We start from the raw sequence: 19,194 nt of genomic DNA, 5'->3' as shown, positions 1-19,194 counted from the left end.
CTAGTGGACTCATGCGACCTCACTAGGTGCCGTTGTGAGCATCTGACGCAGCGCAGCCTCACGGGCCGTATCGGCTTCAATCTCTGCGATCTTGTCGGGGGAGTAGCCGAGGGATGCCAGGGTCTCGCGCCTGCTCAAAATGTCGCTGCTAAAGAGTTTCGTTGCTGCATCGGCTTCCTGTGCAGTGCTACGGCTAGCGGGGTCACCCCAGATCGGCTCTACGCGCACAGTTCGAGGGTCGCGTCCATCCCGAATCGCCACCATGAGGCGCGCCACCTCGGCCCACGAACGACCGAACAGTCTTTGACGTTGCTCTGCCTTTGCCACTAGTGAGGCCTCTGCTGCTCTGATCGCATCTGCCGACATCGCACTGTCGGCATGGAGTCCGAGCGCCTGAGGTGGGAGACCCGACAACGCTCCGATCTGCCTCACGATGAGTTCCGCAGCGTTCCGGTACGCACTCAGATCACTAGCGGTGAACTGCCCGAACTTCGTTTCTGGCGACTCACTTTGTGCCGTTGTGGTCTTCCCGTCCCAGGGGTCAAACGCGTTGCCGTTCTCGTCTACCTCAACTTCAATCCCTGTTGCCCATCTGCGGGGCTTGGCGCTGCTCTCGGAGGTCACCAGCATGTCGGTAATCAGTTTGGTGAGCGCGTCGTTCAGATCGGCAATCCCCGCCATTTCGCTAACCCCGTACGGTTCGGTGAGGCGTCCAGCGTTCACAAAGGGCACGACAGGAACCACGCCTAGAGGGTTGGGCACCGATGCCGTAACGCTCCATCCGGTCGAGGGAATCGAGCCGACGCTCCAGGCGTTCGGGGCCGTGGCATCGGCAGGGACGTACGAGTCAGATTGCAAGATTGTGATTTTGTTGGGTTTGTACAAAACGCAATAGGCGCGACCATCCTGCGTCCATCGCTTCAGTGCTGCATCGACTCGACGCGTCGCGGGGTTCGTCGTAGCAACAACTTGGGCCGGATGCTCGGGGAGCGCGACAGGTAGGCCTGCGTCGGCCCACACTGACACGTAGGAACTACCGAGTGCTAGCGCGTCCAGATGCACCTGGCCCGCGCCTGCATCCATCGTCGAGTTGAAGGTCTGCCACAAATCCAAATCCGGCTGTCCGTCCACCGTGAACCCCTGCAAGCGCAGACGCTCGGCAAGAGCATCGACCGCCAGGGCGCACACGTTAATTTTCAAATTAGTGAGTCTGTCACCGAGTTTCTTACGGGTGTCGGGTGCGATGAACGATAAAGGCACGTCACCGCTATAACGGTTTTCCCAACCTCGCACGTCGCCCTCACGCACGTCTAGCAGGGTGTTTAACTTTTGTACTTCATCTAACATTTCCATTAGGCAACGCTCCTAAAGATTTTGCCACGCTTAACAGGTTTGTTGGCAAGGAACGATGCCCTAGACAAAGCCATGACCATACAAACGGCACTGTCGATCTTGTTGGGGCTATCTTTTTTTTCCTTGCGTAGCCGTGTGCCTCTGTTGTCCTCGGTCACGCGGCAATTTAAAATGTGCTTCGTAAGATTTTCGTCATTGTGGATTTCATAGGTTCGGTTAACAATACCCTCATACGCCTGCGTCACGGCAGGAGTCATCCGTTGTGCAGACTGTGGGAACTCCACAACGGGCAGACGCTCCCGGCCTAGTTCCTGCATCGTTCTAGCGAACCTGTAGGGGTCGAAACAGATTTCTGCAACGTCCCACCTCGTGCAGGCATTTCTAATTTCCTGCTCAACGTCGAGGATTGGCACCCGGTAGCCCTCTTCGGCCTCGTCCTGGGGTCGCCACAACTTCACCAGTTGGGCACGGGGAACGGGGCCGACAGATACAGCCACAATCGCTGTCGTGTCGCCACTGTAGGAGCCGTCCACGGCTAGAACGACCTTAGACCCGTCACTGATCTGCTTGTCCGTGAGAACGGCGTCTAGTTGGGTTTTAGAGACCCAACTGTTCTCGACAGCCTCCAACCACTGGCCCAGGCGTAGGCGTCTGTAGGCGCTCTCGCGGGAGGTCTTACGAACATTTGCCATACTCTTAGCAGACAAGAAATCACCAAATGCAGGGTTGGATTGCTTAATGCAGTGCAGGCAGTCTGTTTCGTGACTAGGGTCTGAGGTGTACTCACGGAAATAGAAATCTGGGTCTGGATTTTCCCTAGCATTCTTCACCAATGACCACATAACAGACTCGTCGTTATCGGCAGGGGTCGAAATTGCTAAACACATCGAGTCTGGACGCTTACCCGATGAAAGTAGCATCGATTCCCATACATCTTGATTTACGACGTGGAGTTCATCGACCAGGGCTAGGCTCGGTGCCCACCCTTGAAGCGCTCCTACGTCGCTAGGTAGAGGCATGAGTAGTGCGTTATTGCCGGGAATCTCAATTCTGTCTTTGTAAATCTTTGCCCGCTTGTCCAGTTCGGGTGAAAGTTCAATCATTCTACGGCAGGCGTTAAAAATGATTCCAGCCTGGCGTACGTCGCTAGCACAGATGAGCACCTGTGGCGACTCGACTCCATCGGCAAACAGGGCATAGAGCGCGTACACGGCTGCAAGAGTCGATTTCCCGTTACCACGGGGGAGTGAGACGAGACCCTGTGACGGTCTTTCCCTGTTATCGGGAAAAACACCCTCGGTAATCTCTTTCTGCCAGGGACGCAACTTAAAGGATTTACCCTGTCCGTGTCCCTGCGGAACTTTTAGGTACTTGTTAGCAAACCAATAAACGCGCTTGTGGCCACGCTTGGGAGCACTTTTCAAATTGAGCAGCGTCACGTCACGGGCTGACTTTGGCCCTGGACGATTCGCTACTGTGCTCATGTGCTCCTACGTTCTATGCATGGATATACACTCGGTTCGGCTCGAAACGGAATTAGTAATAGAAACTTCTCCAAAAAGAGGGCGGACGACAGAAAAAGATTGGAGGGGTTACGTCCCCACCGTTGCATGAATATACATGTGACTGCATAAGATTCATGCGTTGAAATCTTTTAGGTGGCTTCGCCCTTGCTGTGATCGACGCTGCCTCGTGCTGACGATGGAGGGCCACCAAAGACGCGAGAGAATGCTGTTTCCATCTCTTCATCGAGAGTTCCGAAAATGTTATGTCCGTCTCTAGCATTTTCATAAATGACGTAATCAATCTCGGGGGAGCGTCCCACGATGTACGTTGCAACCCACGTATCTCCGTGACGTGCAGTGTTGAGCCGTGCAGACTCTGCGAGTGCTCCAGTGTCTCTGTGGATGTTCTCGCGTAGACGTGGCAGGTAACTACGGGCTGCGACCTCTGCCTCTGCGAACTTTTCTGTTAAGAGTTCATCGGCCATTTTATTAAAGTCTGGCAAATCCTTACTGGACATTCGGATACCCATTTAAGTCCTCCTCGGTAATGCCAAAATGTGCGGCTAGGTTCAAGATTTCAAGTTTCAATAACTGTATTTCCGTCATTGTTTATCCCACTTTCCCACTTTATGAAACGCTCTGAGCCTGGTCGGCTGGAGCCTCTTTTAACATTGCAATTGCCGCACACAACTTCAACATCTGTTAATAGTATCGGCTTTTGCTTTTCGCGCTTTGCCCAAGCCGAGGGGAGGTGATCGGCCTCTAGTCGTTGGCCCAAAGCCTTTAGTTCTGCCTCGGTCAGTAGGCAATCCGTACACCACGGCTGTTGCCTGCGTGCTTGGCGTGAGAGCCTGCGCCAACGTGCATCGTCGTGACCTGCCTTACGCTCACGTCTGCCTCGTCGTGCGTACGTGTCACGTTCCTGTGCTCTGCGTCTCTCGCGTGTGCAGTCATCACACCTGCTGTTGGGTGAGAGTTCGCCACAGTCGAGACAGGGACGTAGGGCACCCGTCATCGGCTCTGTTGAGCCTGCGTGCGTGCGTAGGTTGCAGCGGCCTCTGGGGAGCCTGTGAGCGTGACCAGGGATGAGGTGAAGGCACCGAGCAGCACGGCGACGAACGCGGCCCGTGCCTCGGGGTCTAAGCCCTCCATAAGGTCAAAGGCTGCTTCGGGGTCTTCGAGGGCAAGGGCTGTTGCGCCGTATACCTCGGCTCTTACGTCGCTGTACTGAGTCACAAGGCCACCTCCCATCGGCTGTGCAGCATTGCGATATCAGGATGATTAGGGATAGTGATGAACTGGGGTTCTTCCTCGCGCCTGCACGAGACCACATCGGGCCACGTTGCAGAGGTTTGAAAATGCATAAGGCTATCAATTAGATTAAAGATCGCATCTGCAATGTCTTTAGCGTCGGCTCTCACGGGTAGCCCGTTTTCGTCGGTGGAGTTGCGCGCGTAAATGTTAATGACTGCCCGCTTGTGACGAATCCCTGCATGGTACGAGTCCTGCGCCCATCCGCTATCGTGCTGGAGAATTGTCACGTAATACGGCTCTGTAGAGTCTTCCACGGGTGCCGGGGCATAGTTTTGGTAAACAGGTACACCTGCTGCCTTCAAAGGCTCGCAGAGGCGCTTGTAAACGGTTTCTGTCATAGTTAGGTCGAGGTGTTCCCACAGTCCCATGTCACGCCGCTCCTGTCTGTCGTGCCGCGTACTCAATGTGATGCGCGTTACCTAGGTAATCGTTAACTAGACCACCCTCTGAGCCAATGCTGAAAACACCGATGCCAGGAACCGTCACGGCGTCATTCGTCTTAATGTCCGCATCGGGGTCAAAATAGATTGTTCCCGATGCTTTAGCGTTTGTGGCGGCTACATCATTATGCTGTTCGAGCCAGTCTCGGCGTGAGAACAAACACGGAACATCGCGGGCGATTTCTTTCCATACGGTCACAGGTGATCCGCTGGAGTAGTCAGATACACCACGCTTCACTGAGCATCTGTGCGGGAGGATGAGATTAATCATTAGAGGGTTCCTAACTTTAGAGACCACAACACCCCTACTGGCCTGACGCGATTAAAGGGAACAGTAGGGGTGTGGTGATGTTGTTCACTTATATTATCGTCCATAAGACACAAATAGCCCCGCTTCAACTGGCTGAGGATTGAAGCGGGGCTATCTGTGTAAAGGTGACCAAACCTTGTAGGGATACCTGTGAGTGAGTATCTGCTATCTACAACAGATAGTATCGTCCATTCATTCCCAACTTCATCATACAACAGGTGGGGCAATACTAGGACGATAATATAAACAGGTGGGGCAATACTGTAGTAGGTGGGGCAATGCTGATTCCGTAGGAGTGTAAGGAATACCTAGTACCTATCCCCTGTTGTTCTGAGTGACCAAACTAAGTTAGTGAAAGTATGTGAGTATCTAATGAACCATTCAAAGTTAGAACCTAGAGAATATGACCTGCTTTATCCTGTTGGCTCGGGTAAGCCTGTTCGCTCGCGTGAAGTAGGAAAGTTCGTCTCTGGTTGGCAGTGTGAGAAGAAATGTAGGCCACCTAAAGAGATTGACTACTCATCATCTTGCTTGGATTACGCATACCCGCGCAATACCTCTTGTGTCCACACGACGGGTTGGGGTATTGGGCTGTTGAAGCGCCTTAAATGGGGTTCTGACGAGGTTTTTGACCTACTGACAGGCTCAGACACGTTTATGTGTTTTGCGTGGCTTAGAGCGCAGGATAACGCGGAGGAAAAGTTTATGTACCTTTGGGAGAACTCCTACACTACTGACGAGACCAGGCGAGACCGTGAAGTTCAGATTAGTGAAGGTAAGTCAAAACAACGTAAACAGTTTGTTGCTCGGTATCACTGCTGGGTGACCTTGCTGAACTACCTAGAGGCAAACCCCGGCGTTGGCAGGAACGAACTGTTAAAGGCGATGCCGTGGCGTGACGGGACAACTAAAGAGTATTTGCGCCTCGGGAAGGAACGTGGCTACATCGAGGATCGGCCCGACGTGGCACCTAGTGGCAAGGTCACCAGATCGCACCTGTTCGTTATCGGCAGGCCTGCTGAGCCTCGGGTCACTCACCCACGATGGAACCAACCACGAGAGCAGCGACGGTTTTGGGAGCGTGTGCGTGCTGTCCCGGCGCTCGACGCCATGAGCGAGGAACGCCTCGTGGAACTGTACGAGGACGGCACCCTAGAACGACTCGTGCGGGCTTGGGAGCGCGAGCAGGAACCTGTTGAGGTCGAGGAACCCGTCGAGGTGCAGGAACCTGTTGAGGTCGAGGAACCCGTCGAGGTGCAGGAACCTGTCGAGGTCGAGGAACCCGTCGAGGTGCAGGAACCTGTCGAGGTCGAGGAACTCGTGAGCGAACTCATGGAGATGCTCGACGCTCCCGGCTACAGAGGCTAGCCCTCGGGGCCACAGATGGAGTTGTCAAGAAACTGATCGGTAGACTAGCACGTCGCTAGCACAGTGTACAATCAGTTGTCAAATTACATTTTAGGCTCTGAGAGTCGTTGTGCCCCACGGCTGTTCGAGGTGCGCTGAGGCTAGGCGTAGTCGCTCACCTCACCAATGAGTGCCGCTCGATCCTCCTCAACAGGGTCGAACGACAACGCAGGCGCGAGCCTGCATGTGAACTTTGCACGACGTTGGGCGCTCCGCTGCTTCGTGACATGCTCTCTGTACTCGGTGCCGTTGATCGTGACCGTTGTCGGCTTCACGGCATCGACGGGCCGGATTTCGATTTCCCACACCTCGGCTAGTTGCGTGCGCTGCACGTCGAGGGGCTGATCTTTCCAACGGGCCAGCAACGCAGCCGCGTTCGTCAGCACGTCCGTACCAATGTCCAGGGTTGAGGCCAGGGTGTAACGCTCCTGTAGGTCTCTCATCTGAGCGTCGAGGGCTTCCTGTTGCTCGCGGATCGACCCCATGAGGTCGCGGAACTCGGCAGGCGTGACAAGGCTGTCTTTACGCAGCTGCACAGTGTCACTGCGCTCTGTCTCCACCTGTGCCATACGTGCTCGAATCGCTTGGATTTCGACCCGCAGATCGTCGGTCGGTGCCACGTCAGCAACGTCTACGCGACTCCAAAACCTGACCATTGCCATACCTGCTAGATCGTCCAGCAACTCACGAGCGATGGACGAGTTACATGAGCGGCACCGATACACAGGCGTTCCTCTGTCGTTCGCTCGTCCTCCACCCTTAAACGATTCCCCGCACCTCGCACACGTCACCAGGCCGCTGAGCAACGTTGTCGGGTATGGGCCTGCCGCGACTCGTGCAGGGTTCCGGCGTCCTGCTCGTGAGCCGTTGGTGAGGATGCCTCTAACGGCGGTGAGGTCATCGAGGCCCACGATTGCAGGGAACGTTGCTGGGCCTGCGTCCTGCCCTTGGTGCGACAGCCTGCCCGCGTTGCGCCACCGTGTGAGCGTGTATTTCACCGACGTAGGACGCCACTGGTCGCTGTTGTGAGGCAGTAGCCCGCTATCGGTAAACATGCGCGTGGCACCTAGCAGAGTGCCACCGTCGAGCACGTAGTGAGTCGCGGCCCGGATGAGGTCGGCTTCCTTGGTGTTGAGGTCGCCGTTACTTGACACCCAACCGAACGGGACACGGCCGCCACTAGCGCGGCCCTGCGCTCGTGCTCGCGCCTTCGATGCCTTGATGCGCTCTGACTTGGTGGCAGATTCACCCTGACTGATCGCTGCCGTAATCGTAGCGATTTGCTGCCCTGTGGCGCTGTTTAGGTTTAGTTCTCCAGACCAAACAGTGTCGAGGCGCACGCCTGTCGCCTGGACGAGGTCTACGAGGTGCAAGAGGTCTTTGACAGAACGGGTGATTCTGTCCATGTGACGTGCGACAACGCGGTCAACCTTGCCGCGTCGAATGTCATTTTCGAGGCGCGACCACTCGGGCCGTGCCGTCATTGCTTTTGAGTACGCGCTCTGTGCGTCTTCGCTGTAGATCAGTACGTCATCTGTGCTCGCGTCTTGGAGGTCTAGCCAACGACGGCAGGTGTCCACCTGAGAGGCGATGCTGTCACCATCGTCCGCCGTTGAGAGTCGCGCGTAAATCGCTGTCTGTGCCATGCACCTAACTTACACTTCACATCGGCAATGAAGAGTGACGCCATCGTGAGGTAGATGGCCGTGCCGTCGAGGTTGAACGAGTAACCCGTCGGCACGACGATGCCCACCGTGGAGCGGTCGACGCCGGCGTGCTCCATCTTCGCCATGAGGTTCGGCAGGGCCGACTCGGACGACGACGTCGCGACGATGAGGAGGAACTCGCGGGCGAGGTACTTGAGCAGCTTGAAGATGTTGACGCGAGCGACGAGCCACAGCAGTGCGCCGAGGATGACGAAGATGAAGAGAGCACAGGTGACGTAGAACCCGAACATCAGCTTGAGCATTTCACCGACGGCCTTGGCTCCGGATTCTCCGACGACCGCAGCCATGGCGCCGAATGCACCGATCGGGGCGAGCCACAGAACCATCGTCAGCACGCGGAAGACGATCTTCTGCAGGTAGGTGATACCGCGCAGCACCGGCTCGGCGTCGGCGCCCATCTTCTGGATGGCGAAGCCGACGAGCAGGGCGACGAACAGGGTCTGCAGGACGCTGTCGCCGGTGAGAGGGGAGAACAGAGTTGTTGGGATGATGTCGGCGATGAACCCGAGGAGGCCGTGGTCGGACTCCGACGCCTTTTCGACGTACTTGTCAGCCGAACCGGGGGTGATCTTGAGCCCGTGTCCCGGCTGGATGATGTTGCCGACGACGAGGCCGATGGCCAGTGCGAAGGTCGACATCGTGAGGAAGTACGCGAGGGCCAGACCGCCGGCCTTACCGACGGTGGCAGCCTTCCGCACCGAGCCGATACCCAGGACGATGGTGCAGAAGATGACCGGCGAAATCATCATCTTGATGAGATCGACGAACATCTCGCCGACAGGCTTCCACTCCTTGGCCGCGTCGGGAGCGACGAGACCAAAGATGATGCCGCCGATCACGGCGATGATGACGGCGATGTACAGCCAGTGGCTGCGATCCTTCTTCGGCGTCGAGGTCGAAGGCGCGGAGGGTGCTGACGCGTCGCGGGCGTCAGCGGGCAAGTTCTCGGGCACTCAGGGCTCCCAGGTGTGACGTGGGTGAAAGACCCCTCAATCTATTCTTGGCGATCCCTGAATCGGCGCAGCGGTTCGGGGCGCAGGAGCTTTGTGTCCGAATGGTTATGCGGTCGACCGCATTCAGAGGCGACGGCGCAGGAGCACGGCCACCTCGGCGTGGTGGGTGTGCGGGAACATGTCGAACAGGCGCGCGGCGGTGACATCGAAGGAGGCGAGGTGTTCCAGATCGGCCGCGAGCGTCGTCGGGTTGCAGCTCGAATAGATGACGGTGTGCGCGCCGCTGCCGTCGAGCGTACGAGCCAGGTGCTCGCCGATACCCCGTCGTGGTGGGTTGACGACGACGAGGTCGGCGGAGTCTTCCGCAGGCACGTCGAGCACGCTCGCATCACCGACCTCGAACGTGACATCCCCTGCGGTGCTTCGCTCCGACGCAGCCAGGCGCGCGCTCTCCACCGCGGTGGGTTCGATCTCGACGCCGTGCACCCTCCGGTGCTCGCCGGCGAGGTGGAGTGCGAACCCGCCGACCCCGCAGTACAGGTCGAGGACGTTGCGCGCGTGCACCGCGTCGGCCCAGGCGGCGGCCTGTCGGTACAGGTCGCCGGCGACGTCGGTGTTCGTCTGGAGGAAGCTGCGATGACGCAGGTGCAGCGTGACGTCGCCCACCGGCAGACGCAGGGTCTGCTCCGGCGTCAGTGGGATCTCGAGGTCGCCCTCGACCACGGCCTTGTGCTCGGGATGGATGTTCGCCGAGACGGCGCGCACCTGGGGGAGGCGCTCGAGGAGAGCGGGCAACGCCTCGCGTAGACGCGGTACGTCGTCCTCGCTACGCAGGACGAAGCGCACCATGAGTTCGCCGTCGGTGTTCGCGGTGACGAGAACGAACTTGAGGGCACCCTCGCGACGTGTGACGTCGTAGGGGCGCAGCCCGGCATACGTGACGAAGCCTGCGAGATCGGGCACGACGTCCCAGATGGCTTCGTCCTGAATACCGCACTCACGCAGGTCGACCCCGGTTCCATCTGCGTCCGTGATGCCGAGTGTCGGCGCTTGCAGGGTGCCGCCGACGGCGAGCTTCGCCTTGGATCGGAACCGCGTCTCGGCCGATGCCCGCGCGGGTCGCCAGACACCGTCGGCGACCCGCGTGGCCAGCGTCTCGGCGACCCGAGCCTGCTTATTGCGAAGCTGCTCCGCGTAGGGAGTTTCGAGCAGGGTGCACGAGCGGCACAGATGCCGGTCGAAGTAGACGCACTCCATCGAGGGGGCGATCAGCGCCGCACGGAGAAGTCGTCGACGGACTCGGGCGCCACATCGCGCACCTCGACGTCGTCGACACGTGCGGCGGCCGGACCGTCGTGGCACCAGTCGACGAGGCTCTCGACGGCGTCGGGGTCACCTTGGGCACGCACGTGCACTGAGCCGTCGTCGAGGTTCTCCACCCAGCCGACGAGGCCCAGTTCGCGGGCTCGGTCGGCCGTGTAGGCGCGGAACGAGACGCCTTGGACGTGGCCGGTGATCGTCAGGTCGACAGCGCGCGGGGAGGCGTTCATGAGTCCAACGGTACGTCGCTCGTCGCAGGCTCAACGCGGGTGCCCACCTCCGCGGGGAACAGACCGCGCAAGGTGTCGGAGAGCGTGACGACGGCCACGAAGGAGCCTTCGCGGGTGACTTGGGCGAGGTGCTGGCGGCCTTCGCGCATTGCATGCATCGCCTTCGTCACCGGCGTGCTCTCGTCGAACGTTGCCGTGGGGTGGACGAGGTCGGCGATCGGTGCCGACGGTTCGCGCGAGACGGTGTCTCGGACGTGAACCGCGCCTTCGTAGTGGCCGTTCGAACCGATGAGGACACGCAGGTGTCCCGCCTTCTGGGCGGTGTGCCAGACGTCCGCCGCGGTGGCGTCCTTCGAGACCGCGGTAATGGCGTGGTCGGGTCGCACGAGATCGGAGAGCGTCATCTCCCGCAGCGACAGAGCACCCCGGATGTGGCTGCTCGAGACCGGGTCGAGCGTGCCGGTCTCCGTCGAGTGCTCGACGAGCTGCTCCAGGCCCTCCGGGTCCTGGGCCGCGGCGACCTCGTCGGCCGGCTCGACGCCCATGCGGCGCAGAAGCCAGTTGGCGGCGCCGTTGAGGACGACGAGCAGCGGACGCGTGAAGAGCATGAAGCCGCGCATGGGCAGCGCGAGGAGCATCGCGGAACGCTCCGGGTGAGCAATGGCCCACGACTTCGGCATCATCTCGCCGACGACGAGGTGGATGAACGTCACGATGAACAGGGCAAGCACGAACGCGAGGACGTCGGCCACAGTGCTGGGCAGGCCGAGGTCAGCGAGGAGCGGCGTCAGTGCGTGGTGCACGGCCGGCTTCGACAGGGCACCGAGTGCCAGGGTGCACAGGGTGATGCCGAGCTGGGAGCCGGCGAGCAACAGCGTCAGGTCACCCGAACTGCGTAGAGCGGCGCGGGCGCTGCGGGAGGTGGCGGCGAGTTCTTCGAAGCGGTGGCGCTTCGCTGCGATGAGCGAGAACTCGACGGCCACGAAGAAGGCGCTGAGCGCCACGATCGCGACGCTGATGAGGATGAGGGCGGTGGTGCTCATGCGTCGTCACCTTCCGTCTCGTGGCGTGCTTCGAGGGTGAGGCGCACCGTGTGCGGCACGCGGTTCTCGGTGTCGATGACCTGGATGACGAGGAAACGCTCAGGCGGCGCGTCGTCGGAGGCGTACTCGCCCGGGTCGACGGGCAGCGGAACCTCGACGGTGACGCCGTCCTCGACGAAGCCGCCGTTGTAGGCCATGGCCACGCCGCCGACGGTTTCGAAGTCGCCGGGCGGCATGAGGATGTCGAGCGAACGCTCGACCTCGTCGGTGGGCGTGCCGCCGGGGCAGATCCACGCGTCGTCGTCACCGGTCTCGTCCTCGACGATGGCCGTGAGGTCGTCGGGGTCGTGCTCGTCCTCGATCTCGCCGACGATCTCCTCGGCGAGGTCCTCGGTCGACAGCACGCCGGCGAAGCCACCGAACTCGTCGACGACGATGGCGAGGGTGCGGCGCTCGGCTCGCATGGCCGCGAGCGCCTCGGGGAGCACGGTGAACGAGGAGATGAGGAACGCGGGGCGCATGATCTCGCTGACCTCGCGCTCGTCGTTCGGCGGCAGCGTGAGCACGTCGAGGAGTTCGACGACGCCGACGACGTCGTCGTTGTCGAGTACGGGGTAGCGCGTGTGGCCGCCCTCCATGAGCTGTCGGATCTCATGGACGGGGGTGTCGGCCTGGACGACGTCGACGCGGGCACGCGGGATCATTGCGTGACCGGCGGGGCGCTGGGGGAACTCGAGGGCACGGTCGATCATGTCGGAAAGTTCCTCGGGCAGCTCCGAGCCGCGGGACTCGCCGACGATGTGCTTGAGGTCGCGCAGCGTCGCCGAGTGCTCGACGTCGTGCACGGGCTCGATGCGCAGGAGCTTGAGCAGAGCCTCGGAGGCACGATCGAAGAGCCAGATGAGGGGCTTGAACACGCGCAGGTACGCGAGCGTCGAACCGCCGAGGCGGTCGGAGACCTGCTCCGGGCGCGCGATCGCGTAGTTCTTGGGGAACAACTCGCCGAGCACCATCTGAATGATGGTCGACAGCAGGAGCGCGACGACGGCACCGACGACGGCGGCGAACGCCTTCGATATGCCGGCTGCAGAGCCCATGTCGCGGATCGCGCCACCGATGAGTGGTTCGGCGACGTAACCGACGACCAGACCGGTGACGGTGATGCCGAGCTGAGCGCCGCTCAACATGAACGAGGTGCTGCGGGTGACCTGGAGCGTCTTGGCGGCTTTGTCGTCGCCGCCCTTGGCTCGTGCTGCGGTGCGGGAACGGTCGACGGCCATGAACGCGAATTCCTGGGCGACGAACCAGCCGGTGAACGCGGTGATGATCAGAACGATCACGATGCCGGCGAGAAGGGAAAGGGCTGGGCCCATGATGATCGAGAATGCCTCACGGTGGGGGAACGGTCGATGGCACAACGGTACTGGATCGACGGGGGTTCCCATGCCTCGCTGCCGAGCGCGCGGTCACCGTCGAAACGGCCCGCTTGCTTCTCCCGGGCCCTCAGTTCGTCGTCGCCTTCTGCAACGTGACGGTTGCCGTGCGGGTCACGCCGGAGGTGTCGGTCCACGTCACCTTCATGGAGTCGCCGGGGTAGTGGCCGTCCATGACATCGGCCAGATCGCCGGTGTCGGAGATGGTCGTACCGTCCAAGGCTGTGATGACGTCGCCGGCCGCCAGGCCCGTGGATGCCGTGGCCGACCCACTCTGGACGTTCTGCACCGTGACCCCGCTCGACCCGCCGTAGGGCGTCATTCCGCGGCGGCTCGAGCCGCTCGGCACGACGGCGATACCCAGAGCGGCACGGTGACCGATGTGGTTCGTCGATGTCTTCGTTCCGGCGAGGATGGTGTCGGCCAGCGACTTCGCCTGCGTGATCGGGATGGCATAGCCCTCGGCGCTGCGTGAGCTTCCGTTGCCGTAGGCGGTGAGGGAGTTGCTGGAGGCTGCGGCGGTGTCGATGCCAATGACTTCGCCGTCCGCGTCGAAAAGCGGGCCACCCGAATAGCCGCCGACGATGGGTGCGCTCGTCTGGATGAGACCGGTCAGTTCCTCGGAGGAGTCGAGCGCCGTCGAATCGCTCGCCGTGATCGAGCGGTCGGTGGCGGTGACGAGTCCGCTCGCGGCGTACAGCACGCCCTCGCCACCGCCCTGGCCGACGGCGAGTACCTTCTCGGAGACCTTCACGCCGTCGGTGTCGAGTCGGACGGTGGCCAGGTTGCTTGCGCCCTTGAGCTTGAGCACGGCGATGTCGTGTGACTCGTCATGTCCGACCACCTCGGCTGTGTACTTCTGCCCGCCGGGCACCGTGACGCGGATCTGGGTGGAGCCCTCGACGACGTGGTAGTTCGTCAGGACGGTGCCGTCAGAGCGCAGCACCATGCCGCTGCCGGCGCCTTCGCCGTTCGTCGTCACGGTGTCGATCATGACGACGCCTCGCTGCTGGGCCTCGGTAGCGGTCGTGGACGTGCCGCTCGTCGAGCTGGCGCTCGTACCGGACGCTCCGTCGTCGCCGTTCCAGCCGTTGCCAGCGCTGGAGCTGTCGGGAAGGAAGCTCGTTCCCGACGAGCCCGCGATGCGCGTCACCGGCAGGAGATCACCGAGGTTGTCGTGCGCCACGACGGCGGCCGGGGCGGCAAGCGCTGCCGTGGTGAGTGCGGTGATGCCGACGATCGTGGTGGTGCGCATGGGGTGCTCCTCGGAACGTGCCTGGGGTGATGGTGACCAGACAACCGGGGGTAGCCATGGCGTACCTGGCTCGTTCCTGTGCCTCAGCTATGTTCGCGCCCGCATGCGCAATGGAACACGTGAGCGCCCCTCACCACCGTGGGAATCGGTCGTGAGGGGCGCCCACCCGTGACAGGTAGCGCCCGGGTTGCTCGGTTTTGACGCCGAATGCCGACGGCCCGAGCTCAACAGCATGAACGTGAGGCGCGCCTCACGCTCATATGCGGGTGTGGCGGTGCAGGTGGGAGCCTCGGGTGGAAGAGGGCTTCCTCAACGTAACTTTACATAATGTAGATTATCGGCAACTGACTGGAGCGTCGAAAGGGGCTGACGACGCGTGCTCACGCACCTGCTTCGTCAGCCCCTTTCTGTGTGGCGCTACTGCACCGACGTGATCGTCTGCGTCGCGTCGTTCAGATCGAACGTGTCGCCTGCGCGCTTGCCGCTGATGCCGTTGTAGATCGGTGCGTCCGTCGAGATGCCCGAGAAGCTACGGCCTTGTGATTCGAATTCGCTCACGGCGACGCCCACCAGGTAGACCTCGTCGCCGAAGCTCACCACGGCGCCTGGCTCGACAGTCTCCTTTGCGGACACGTCGAGGTTCTCGGCCGTCGTGATCAGCTCCTGCTGGCGGTCGTCGGTCTCCTGGTACATCGCGTGCAGGTCGCCGGCTTCGTCCTCGTGCGAGATGTCGTCGACGTCGACCTCGTCGGTCTCCGTGGCCCGCGCCTCGTGGCTCTCCAACGCGACGGCTTCGCTGTTCGCGTCCGCCTGTTCCTTGAGGTGCTTGACGAGATCCGCCTTCAGCGTTTCCTTGTCGATGTCCTGAGTGCTCATGGAGCCAACCTACGCCCCAACCCGGGCGGCGTGACTCCCCTAAAATTGCATAGACGATCGAGATAGTTACCGACGGTCAGCGCCGCCGGCTGAGCACCTTGTCCAGCCCGGTGTAGAGCGCTGCCAGAGCGAGGCCGAACGCCAGAATCGCGCACAACGCCACCGCCACCGAGGCGTATCCGTTCGTCGACACGTTGACGAAGGGATAGGGGTACGCGTCGATGAACGCGCCGCGAACGAGCATGTAGACCACCCACACGACCGGCACGACGAGGAACAGGCTGAACGTCCGGCGGTCGAAGGCACGCCGTGGCCCGACGACGAGCCACGCGAGCACCGACAGCACCGGAACCGCCTGATGCTCGAGGAAGTTCGTGACAACAGCGACGCCGGTCGGATTCGCGTCCGGCGCGAGAACGACCTGGTAGACGATCGCGGTCACGGTGATCATGACGAGCGCGTCGAGCAGGAGCACGCGAGCCAGGCGCGAGAAGCGGTCCCCGGTCGGTCTGTCCCCCGACGTCGCGGTGGCTCGCCCTACCTGCAACGCGAGCAGCGTGAACGCGAGGGCCACGACGACGTTCGACCACGCCGTGAAGTAGCTCAGGGTGTCGACCACGCGCGGCAGAGCGCCGGCCGCACCTGTCGGGTTGTTCCCGTAGGCGTGTGCTGCGATTTCTGCGTGCGAGTAGTTGTCGGTTGCGGACAACGTCACGTCGAATGCCACCCCGAACCAGGCCAGTGCAGCCACGAACCCCCACACGCGTCGAGCCGATCTCATGTGCTGCCTCCTCTCCCCCCGCCGGATCACGGGCGTGACGACAGGAACCCCGACACTAATCCTCGGTTGCCCGGCGCCGCAGTGACATCAGCACTCCGGTCCCGACCTGACGGTGAACCTTCTTCCCGCGACGACGTGCCGCGGAGGCCGACTCAGTCCTGATTGATGAAGCGGACGTTCTCCTGTGCCACTCCCATGAGGTAGCGGTACAGCCCGGGCAGGTCGAAGTTCTTGGGGAACTCGAACCGGTAGGAGTCGTAGGCAAGGTTGTGGGAACGAAGCCTCGGTGTCGTGACGAAGGTGATCGTGATCTCCGAGTCGTCCATCCCGCCGCCGGCGGTCTCGGCGGTCACGTCGACGATCGTGTTGAGGGCAATCGACTTCACTCGCGTCTTCTTGCCCGTCGCACCCTGGTGGTCGAGGGTGATGATGCGGAGGTTCGTGATGCAGAAACCGTCACGCAGCATCCTGAACGCGTTGTGGATCTGCTCACCCGGCAACAGCCACGGCGCGTACTCCGCCTGTGCTTGCTGCGGGTCCATCTGCTGCATGTTGCCTGCGAGGCCTTGGAAGATTCCCATAGGCACGAAGGTAGAGAAGCGAGGCGGGTCGCGATGACAAAATCAGGAAAGTCCGGACGGTGCCCTCGGTTACCGTCTGTCCATGGGCCACCAACCGACGCGTGCACCCTTCTCGGACGGTACGGGCTTTCGGATTCGGCCGCAGGTGCCCAATGGCGTCGGTGTTCTCACGGTCGCCGGCTCGAGCGGCCGTCTCGATGACCCCCGTGCGCGACTCTTCGCCGCGAAGGGATGCGTTGCGGAGACGATGACGTGGTTCGGCGGACCCGGTCAGAACGCAGGCCCCTACGACATCCCTCTTCGGTTCGGGTCACAAGTCCGCCGCCCGGATCGTGGAGGTGTTCGGCGGATGAGCGGCGTCGATCTGCCGACGCCGAAGGGGCACTACTCCCATGCCGCCCGCGTCGGCGACCTGCTCTTCCTGTCGGGTCAACTCCCCCTCGACGAGACAGGCACCCCGCGCACTGACCTGGACCTTGCGGGGCAAGCCGAACTTGTCTTCACCAACCTCGACCGGGTGCTCGCGGCGGCAGGTGCACCACGCGACGCCTTGGCGCAGGTGCGCGTCTACGTCACCGACGTCGAACTGTGGCCACGCGTTGACGCCGTGTACCGCGCGTGGCTCGGCGACCATCGTCCGGCCCGGTGCGTCGCGCCCGTTCCCGCTCTGCACTGGGACAGCCTTCCCGAGACTGAAGCCGTGGCCCATGTACCGACCGCGGAGGTGGAGAACGCCGTCAGCCCTGCATCGCCTTGATGATCGACACGGCCTTCGTCAGGTCAGGAGCCGCAGCTCCGGGCCGAAGCGCTGCGTGGGCATCCCACCACGCGTTGTCGAGGAGCCGCAGGATGCTCCAGGCGCGCGCACGTTCGGGTGCGACGCCCATGGGGTCGCAGGCGTAGTCGACGCGAAAACGCAGGTGGTTGCGCAGGTTGTACGCCCCGGCAGCTTCGTCCCAGCGGTTCCACAGCAGCGGTGCGACGGCGAGCGCCGGCTCTCCCGCGACGGGTTTGGGGTCGATGGCGACGAACCCGTCCACCGTGCCCGCCCGCCGGGTCTGCATGACGTTGTCGTCGTGGAGGTCGCAGTGCACGAGGGTGGCGTCGATTCGATCAGCCTGCGGCAGGTCGCGGGCGAGTGCGATGCCCTGCTGCACGAACCGCCGCGGCATCGGCGGCGGTGACGACTCGAGGCGCTCCCGGATGCGGGCACACCACGCGCTCGCTGTGTCGAGTTGTGGCAACGCCGGGTGGGTGAGCCGGGCGTGGATGAGTCCGATCATCTCGCAGGCGTCGAGAGCCGACATCTCGTGAAGGCGCACGGCAGGCTCGCAGCGCTCGAGAAGCAAGGCCCACCGCGCGGGATCGGCCGCTCTCATGCGGACGGCGCCCGTACCGCGCCACGCGCGCAGAGCGAGGTGCTCGTGACGAGCCTCCGCGTGGGGCCACGTCACCTTCAACGCCGCGCGCTCCTTGCCGACCCTGACCGGGACGACGAGTGCACACTCACCGAACGCGGTGGGGCCCTCGGGCTGTGCCTTCCACGTCGACAGGCACTCGTCGAGCAGACGCGGCAGTGACGCGAGCCACGTGTCGCCGTCGATTCCCCCGTCGGCGTCGGCCGGGCGTCCCGCGACGCGAGCGCGGAAGGCGTCAGGAATGAGATCGGCTCGTGCGGGCATCGGCCCAGCGTAGGCGTCAGGCGTCGTTGAGCGACGCGTAGTTGCGCTGCGCGATCGTCATGAGGTGGCGGTACAGACCGGCAATGTCGAAGCTCTTGTTGAAGGTGAAGGTCATGGTGCTGTACTCCACCGTGTGTGCTCGCAGCCGGGGCGACGTGATGTAGGTGATCGTGAGATCCGAGTCGTCGATGCCGATGCCTGCCGTCCGAGCAGTCACGTCGACGATCGACGCGAGCGGGATGGAACGCACGTCGACCTTCGGGTTGACCGGCCCCTCCCGGTCGAGGGCGATGAGGCGCAGATTCGTCAGGCAGAACGAGTCGAGAACGAGTTCGAAAGCGCCCTCGAGGCGCTCGTTCTCGAGCAGCCACGGCCCGTACTGCTCGCGCGCCTTCTCCTCCTTCATGAGCGAGGCGTTGCCGGTGAGTGCGTTGATGAGAGCCATGCTCGACACGGTAGTCCGGTGCACTGCGCCGTGGCGGGTTCTGCTCCGCATCCGCTTACCCTGTGCGCATGGGTGAATTCGCGGTCAGCCGAGCGCGTCACACGAGCGCCGCACCGTCGCAGGTCCACGCTCTCATCGACGACTTCCGCAACTGGACGCAGTGGTCGCCGTGGGAGGGTCTCGACGACAACATGACGCGCACGTACGAGGGCCCCGAGCAGGGGGTCGGCAGCCGCTACGCCTGGAAGGGCAACAAGAAGGCCGGCTCCGGGCACATGAAGATCACCGAGTCGACGCCGCAGCGCATCACCGTCGCGCTGACGTTCACCGAGCCGTTCTCGTCGGACAACACGACCGTCTTCGACCTTCGTCCGAGCGCCGACGGCGGCACGGACGTTAGCTGGACGATGACCGGTCCGCAGAGCGTCGCGCAGAAGATCTTCTTCACGGTGTTCCGCATGAACAAGAGGGTGGAGAAGGACTTCGACAAGGGCCTGGCCGCACTCGCCGCTGCCGCAGAGCGGAGCTGAGTCACCCAC

General features: G+C 62.0%; 20 protein-coding genes and 1 pseudogene. 3 read left to right on the top strand and 18 right to left on the bottom strand.

The window, feature by feature from the left end:
* Positions 1-9: 9 nt before the first annotated feature.
* The 5 genes from H7F30_RS11045 to H7F30_RS11025 all read right to left on the bottom strand — a co-directional run bounded on the left by H7F30_RS11045 (position 10) and on the right by H7F30_RS11025 (position 4,883).
* The gene (locus tag H7F30_RS11045) at positions 10-1,353 is read right to left on the bottom strand and encodes a phage portal protein (protein WP_187035114.1); all 1,344 of its coding nucleotides are present in this window, start codon (positions 1,351-1,353) and stop codon (positions 10-12) included.
* The gene (locus H7F30_RS11040) at positions 1,353-2,792 is read right to left on the bottom strand and encodes a terminase large subunit domain-containing protein (protein ID WP_187035112.1); all 1,440 of its coding nucleotides are present in this window, start codon (positions 2,790-2,792) and stop codon (positions 1,353-1,355) included. The genes H7F30_RS11045 and H7F30_RS11040 overlap by 1 nt, the downstream gene beginning before the upstream one ends.
* Positions 2,793-3,869: 1,077 nt before the next feature.
* The gene (locus tag H7F30_RS11035; RefSeq protein ID WP_187035110.1) at positions 3,870-4,094 is read right to left on the bottom strand and encodes a hypothetical protein; all 225 of its coding nucleotides are present in this window, start codon (positions 4,092-4,094) and stop codon (positions 3,870-3,872) included.
* A complete protein-coding gene (locus H7F30_RS11030; RefSeq protein WP_187035108.1) occupies positions 4,091-4,540 on the bottom strand; it encodes a hypothetical protein in 450 nt (149 codons plus the stop codon). The genes H7F30_RS11035 and H7F30_RS11030 overlap by 4 nt, the downstream gene beginning before the upstream one ends.
* A gap of 1 nt (position 4,541) precedes the next feature.
* Complete coding sequence (locus H7F30_RS11025) at positions 4,542-4,883, bottom strand: hypothetical protein (RefSeq protein WP_187035106.1); 342 nt, start codon at positions 4,881-4,883, stop codon at positions 4,542-4,544.
* Between the two features lie 861 nt (positions 4,884-5,744).
* Between H7F30_RS11025 and H7F30_RS11020 the strand changes: the two genes are divergently transcribed.
* Positions 5,745-6,290, top strand: coding sequence for a hypothetical protein (locus H7F30_RS11020; RefSeq protein ID WP_187035104.1), 546 nt, complete (start codon positions 5,745-5,747; stop codon positions 6,288-6,290).
* A 140-nt stretch (positions 6,291-6,430) separates the two neighbouring features.
* Here the strand turns inward: H7F30_RS11020 and H7F30_RS14935 are convergent, their stop codons facing one another.
* The 11 genes and pseudogenes from H7F30_RS14935 to H7F30_RS10970 all read right to left on the bottom strand — a co-directional run bounded on the left by H7F30_RS14935 (position 6,431) and on the right by H7F30_RS10970 (position 16,528).
* Positions 6,431-6,949 (bottom strand): hypothetical protein, encoded by a 519-nt coding sequence (locus H7F30_RS14935; RefSeq protein WP_255464778.1) that lies wholly within the window; start codon positions 6,947-6,949, stop codon positions 6,431-6,433.
* A 93-nt stretch (positions 6,950-7,042) separates the two neighbouring features.
* A pseudogene (locus H7F30_RS15150) lies at positions 7,043-7,975 on the bottom strand (recombinase family protein); the annotation flags it as partial.
* Complete coding sequence (locus tag H7F30_RS11010; protein WP_370562460.1) at positions 7,885-9,009, bottom strand: cation:dicarboxylate symporter family transporter; 1,125 nt, start codon at positions 9,007-9,009, stop codon at positions 7,885-7,887. The pseudogene H7F30_RS15150 and the gene H7F30_RS11010, both read right to left, overlap by 91 nt.
* 123 nt (positions 9,010-9,132) lie before the next feature.
* Positions 9,133-10,266, bottom strand: a complete 1,134-nt coding sequence (locus H7F30_RS11005) for a methyltransferase domain-containing protein (protein WP_187035100.1) — start codon at positions 10,264-10,266, stop codon at positions 9,133-9,135.
* 11 nt (positions 10,267-10,277) lie between these two features.
* Entirely contained in the window at positions 10,278-10,559 is a 282-nt protein-coding gene (locus H7F30_RS11000) for an acylphosphatase (protein WP_187035098.1), read from the bottom strand.
* A complete protein-coding gene (locus H7F30_RS10995; protein WP_187035096.1) occupies positions 10,556-11,602 on the bottom strand; it encodes a hemolysin family protein in 1,047 nt (348 codons plus the stop codon). The genes H7F30_RS11000 and H7F30_RS10995 overlap by 4 nt, the downstream gene beginning before the upstream one ends.
* Complete coding sequence (locus tag H7F30_RS10990) at positions 11,599-12,942, bottom strand: hemolysin family protein (RefSeq protein ID WP_255464777.1); 1,344 nt, start codon at positions 12,940-12,942, stop codon at positions 11,599-11,601. Before H7F30_RS10990 ends, H7F30_RS10995 begins: the two co-directional genes overlap by 4 nt.
* Before the next feature lie 163 nt (positions 12,943-13,105).
* A complete protein-coding gene (locus tag H7F30_RS10985) occupies positions 13,106-14,290 on the bottom strand; it encodes a S1C family serine protease (RefSeq protein ID WP_187035092.1) in 1,185 nt (394 codons plus the stop codon).
* Positions 14,291-14,707: 417 nt separating this feature from the next.
* A complete protein-coding gene (locus H7F30_RS10980) occupies positions 14,708-15,166 on the bottom strand; it encodes a hypothetical protein (RefSeq protein WP_187035090.1) in 459 nt (152 codons plus the stop codon).
* Positions 15,167-15,242: 76 nt separating this feature from the next.
* Entirely contained in the window at positions 15,243-15,947 is a 705-nt protein-coding gene (locus H7F30_RS10975; RefSeq protein ID WP_187035088.1) for a Pr6Pr family membrane protein, read from the bottom strand.
* 152 nt (positions 15,948-16,099) lie between these two features.
* On the bottom strand, positions 16,100-16,528 hold the full coding sequence (locus H7F30_RS10970) for a PH domain-containing protein (RefSeq protein WP_118912351.1): 429 nt from the start codon (positions 16,526-16,528) through the stop codon (positions 16,100-16,102).
* Positions 16,529-16,877: 349 nt separating this feature from the next.
* Between H7F30_RS10970 and H7F30_RS10965 the strand changes: the two genes are divergently transcribed.
* Positions 16,878-17,285: a RidA family protein gene (locus H7F30_RS10965; RefSeq protein WP_187035086.1), complete on the top strand. Its 408-nt coding sequence runs from the start codon at positions 16,878-16,880 to the stop codon at positions 17,283-17,285.
* Here H7F30_RS10965 and H7F30_RS10960 read toward each other — a convergent pair.
* Positions 17,266-18,210 (bottom strand): aminoglycoside phosphotransferase family protein, encoded by a 945-nt coding sequence (locus H7F30_RS10960; protein ID WP_187035084.1) that lies wholly within the window; start codon positions 18,208-18,210, stop codon positions 17,266-17,268. The two genes, H7F30_RS10965 and H7F30_RS10960, sit on opposite strands and share 20 nt — an antisense overlap.
* 16 nt (positions 18,211-18,226) lie before the next feature.
* Positions 18,227-18,655 carry a PH domain-containing protein gene (locus H7F30_RS10955; protein ID WP_187035079.1) on the bottom strand — a complete coding sequence of 143 codons (429 nt, stop codon included), beginning with the start codon at positions 18,653-18,655 and terminating at the stop codon, positions 18,227-18,229.
* 68 nt (positions 18,656-18,723) lie between these two features.
* On the opposite strand from H7F30_RS10955, the gene H7F30_RS10950 reads away from it, so the two are divergent.
* Complete coding sequence (locus H7F30_RS10950; RefSeq protein WP_187035077.1) at positions 18,724-19,185, top strand: SRPBCC family protein; 462 nt, start codon at positions 18,724-18,726, stop codon at positions 19,183-19,185.
* Positions 19,186-19,194: the final 9 nt, after the last annotated feature.

Source organism: Dermacoccus sp. PAMC28757, from assembly GCF_014302635.1.
GTDB lineage: Bacteria > Actinomycetota > Actinomycetes > Actinomycetales > Dermatophilaceae > Dermacoccus > Dermacoccus abyssi.
The sequence above is the reverse complement of the archived record's forward strand: the minus strand, read 5'-3'. Positions and strand labels throughout refer to the sequence as shown.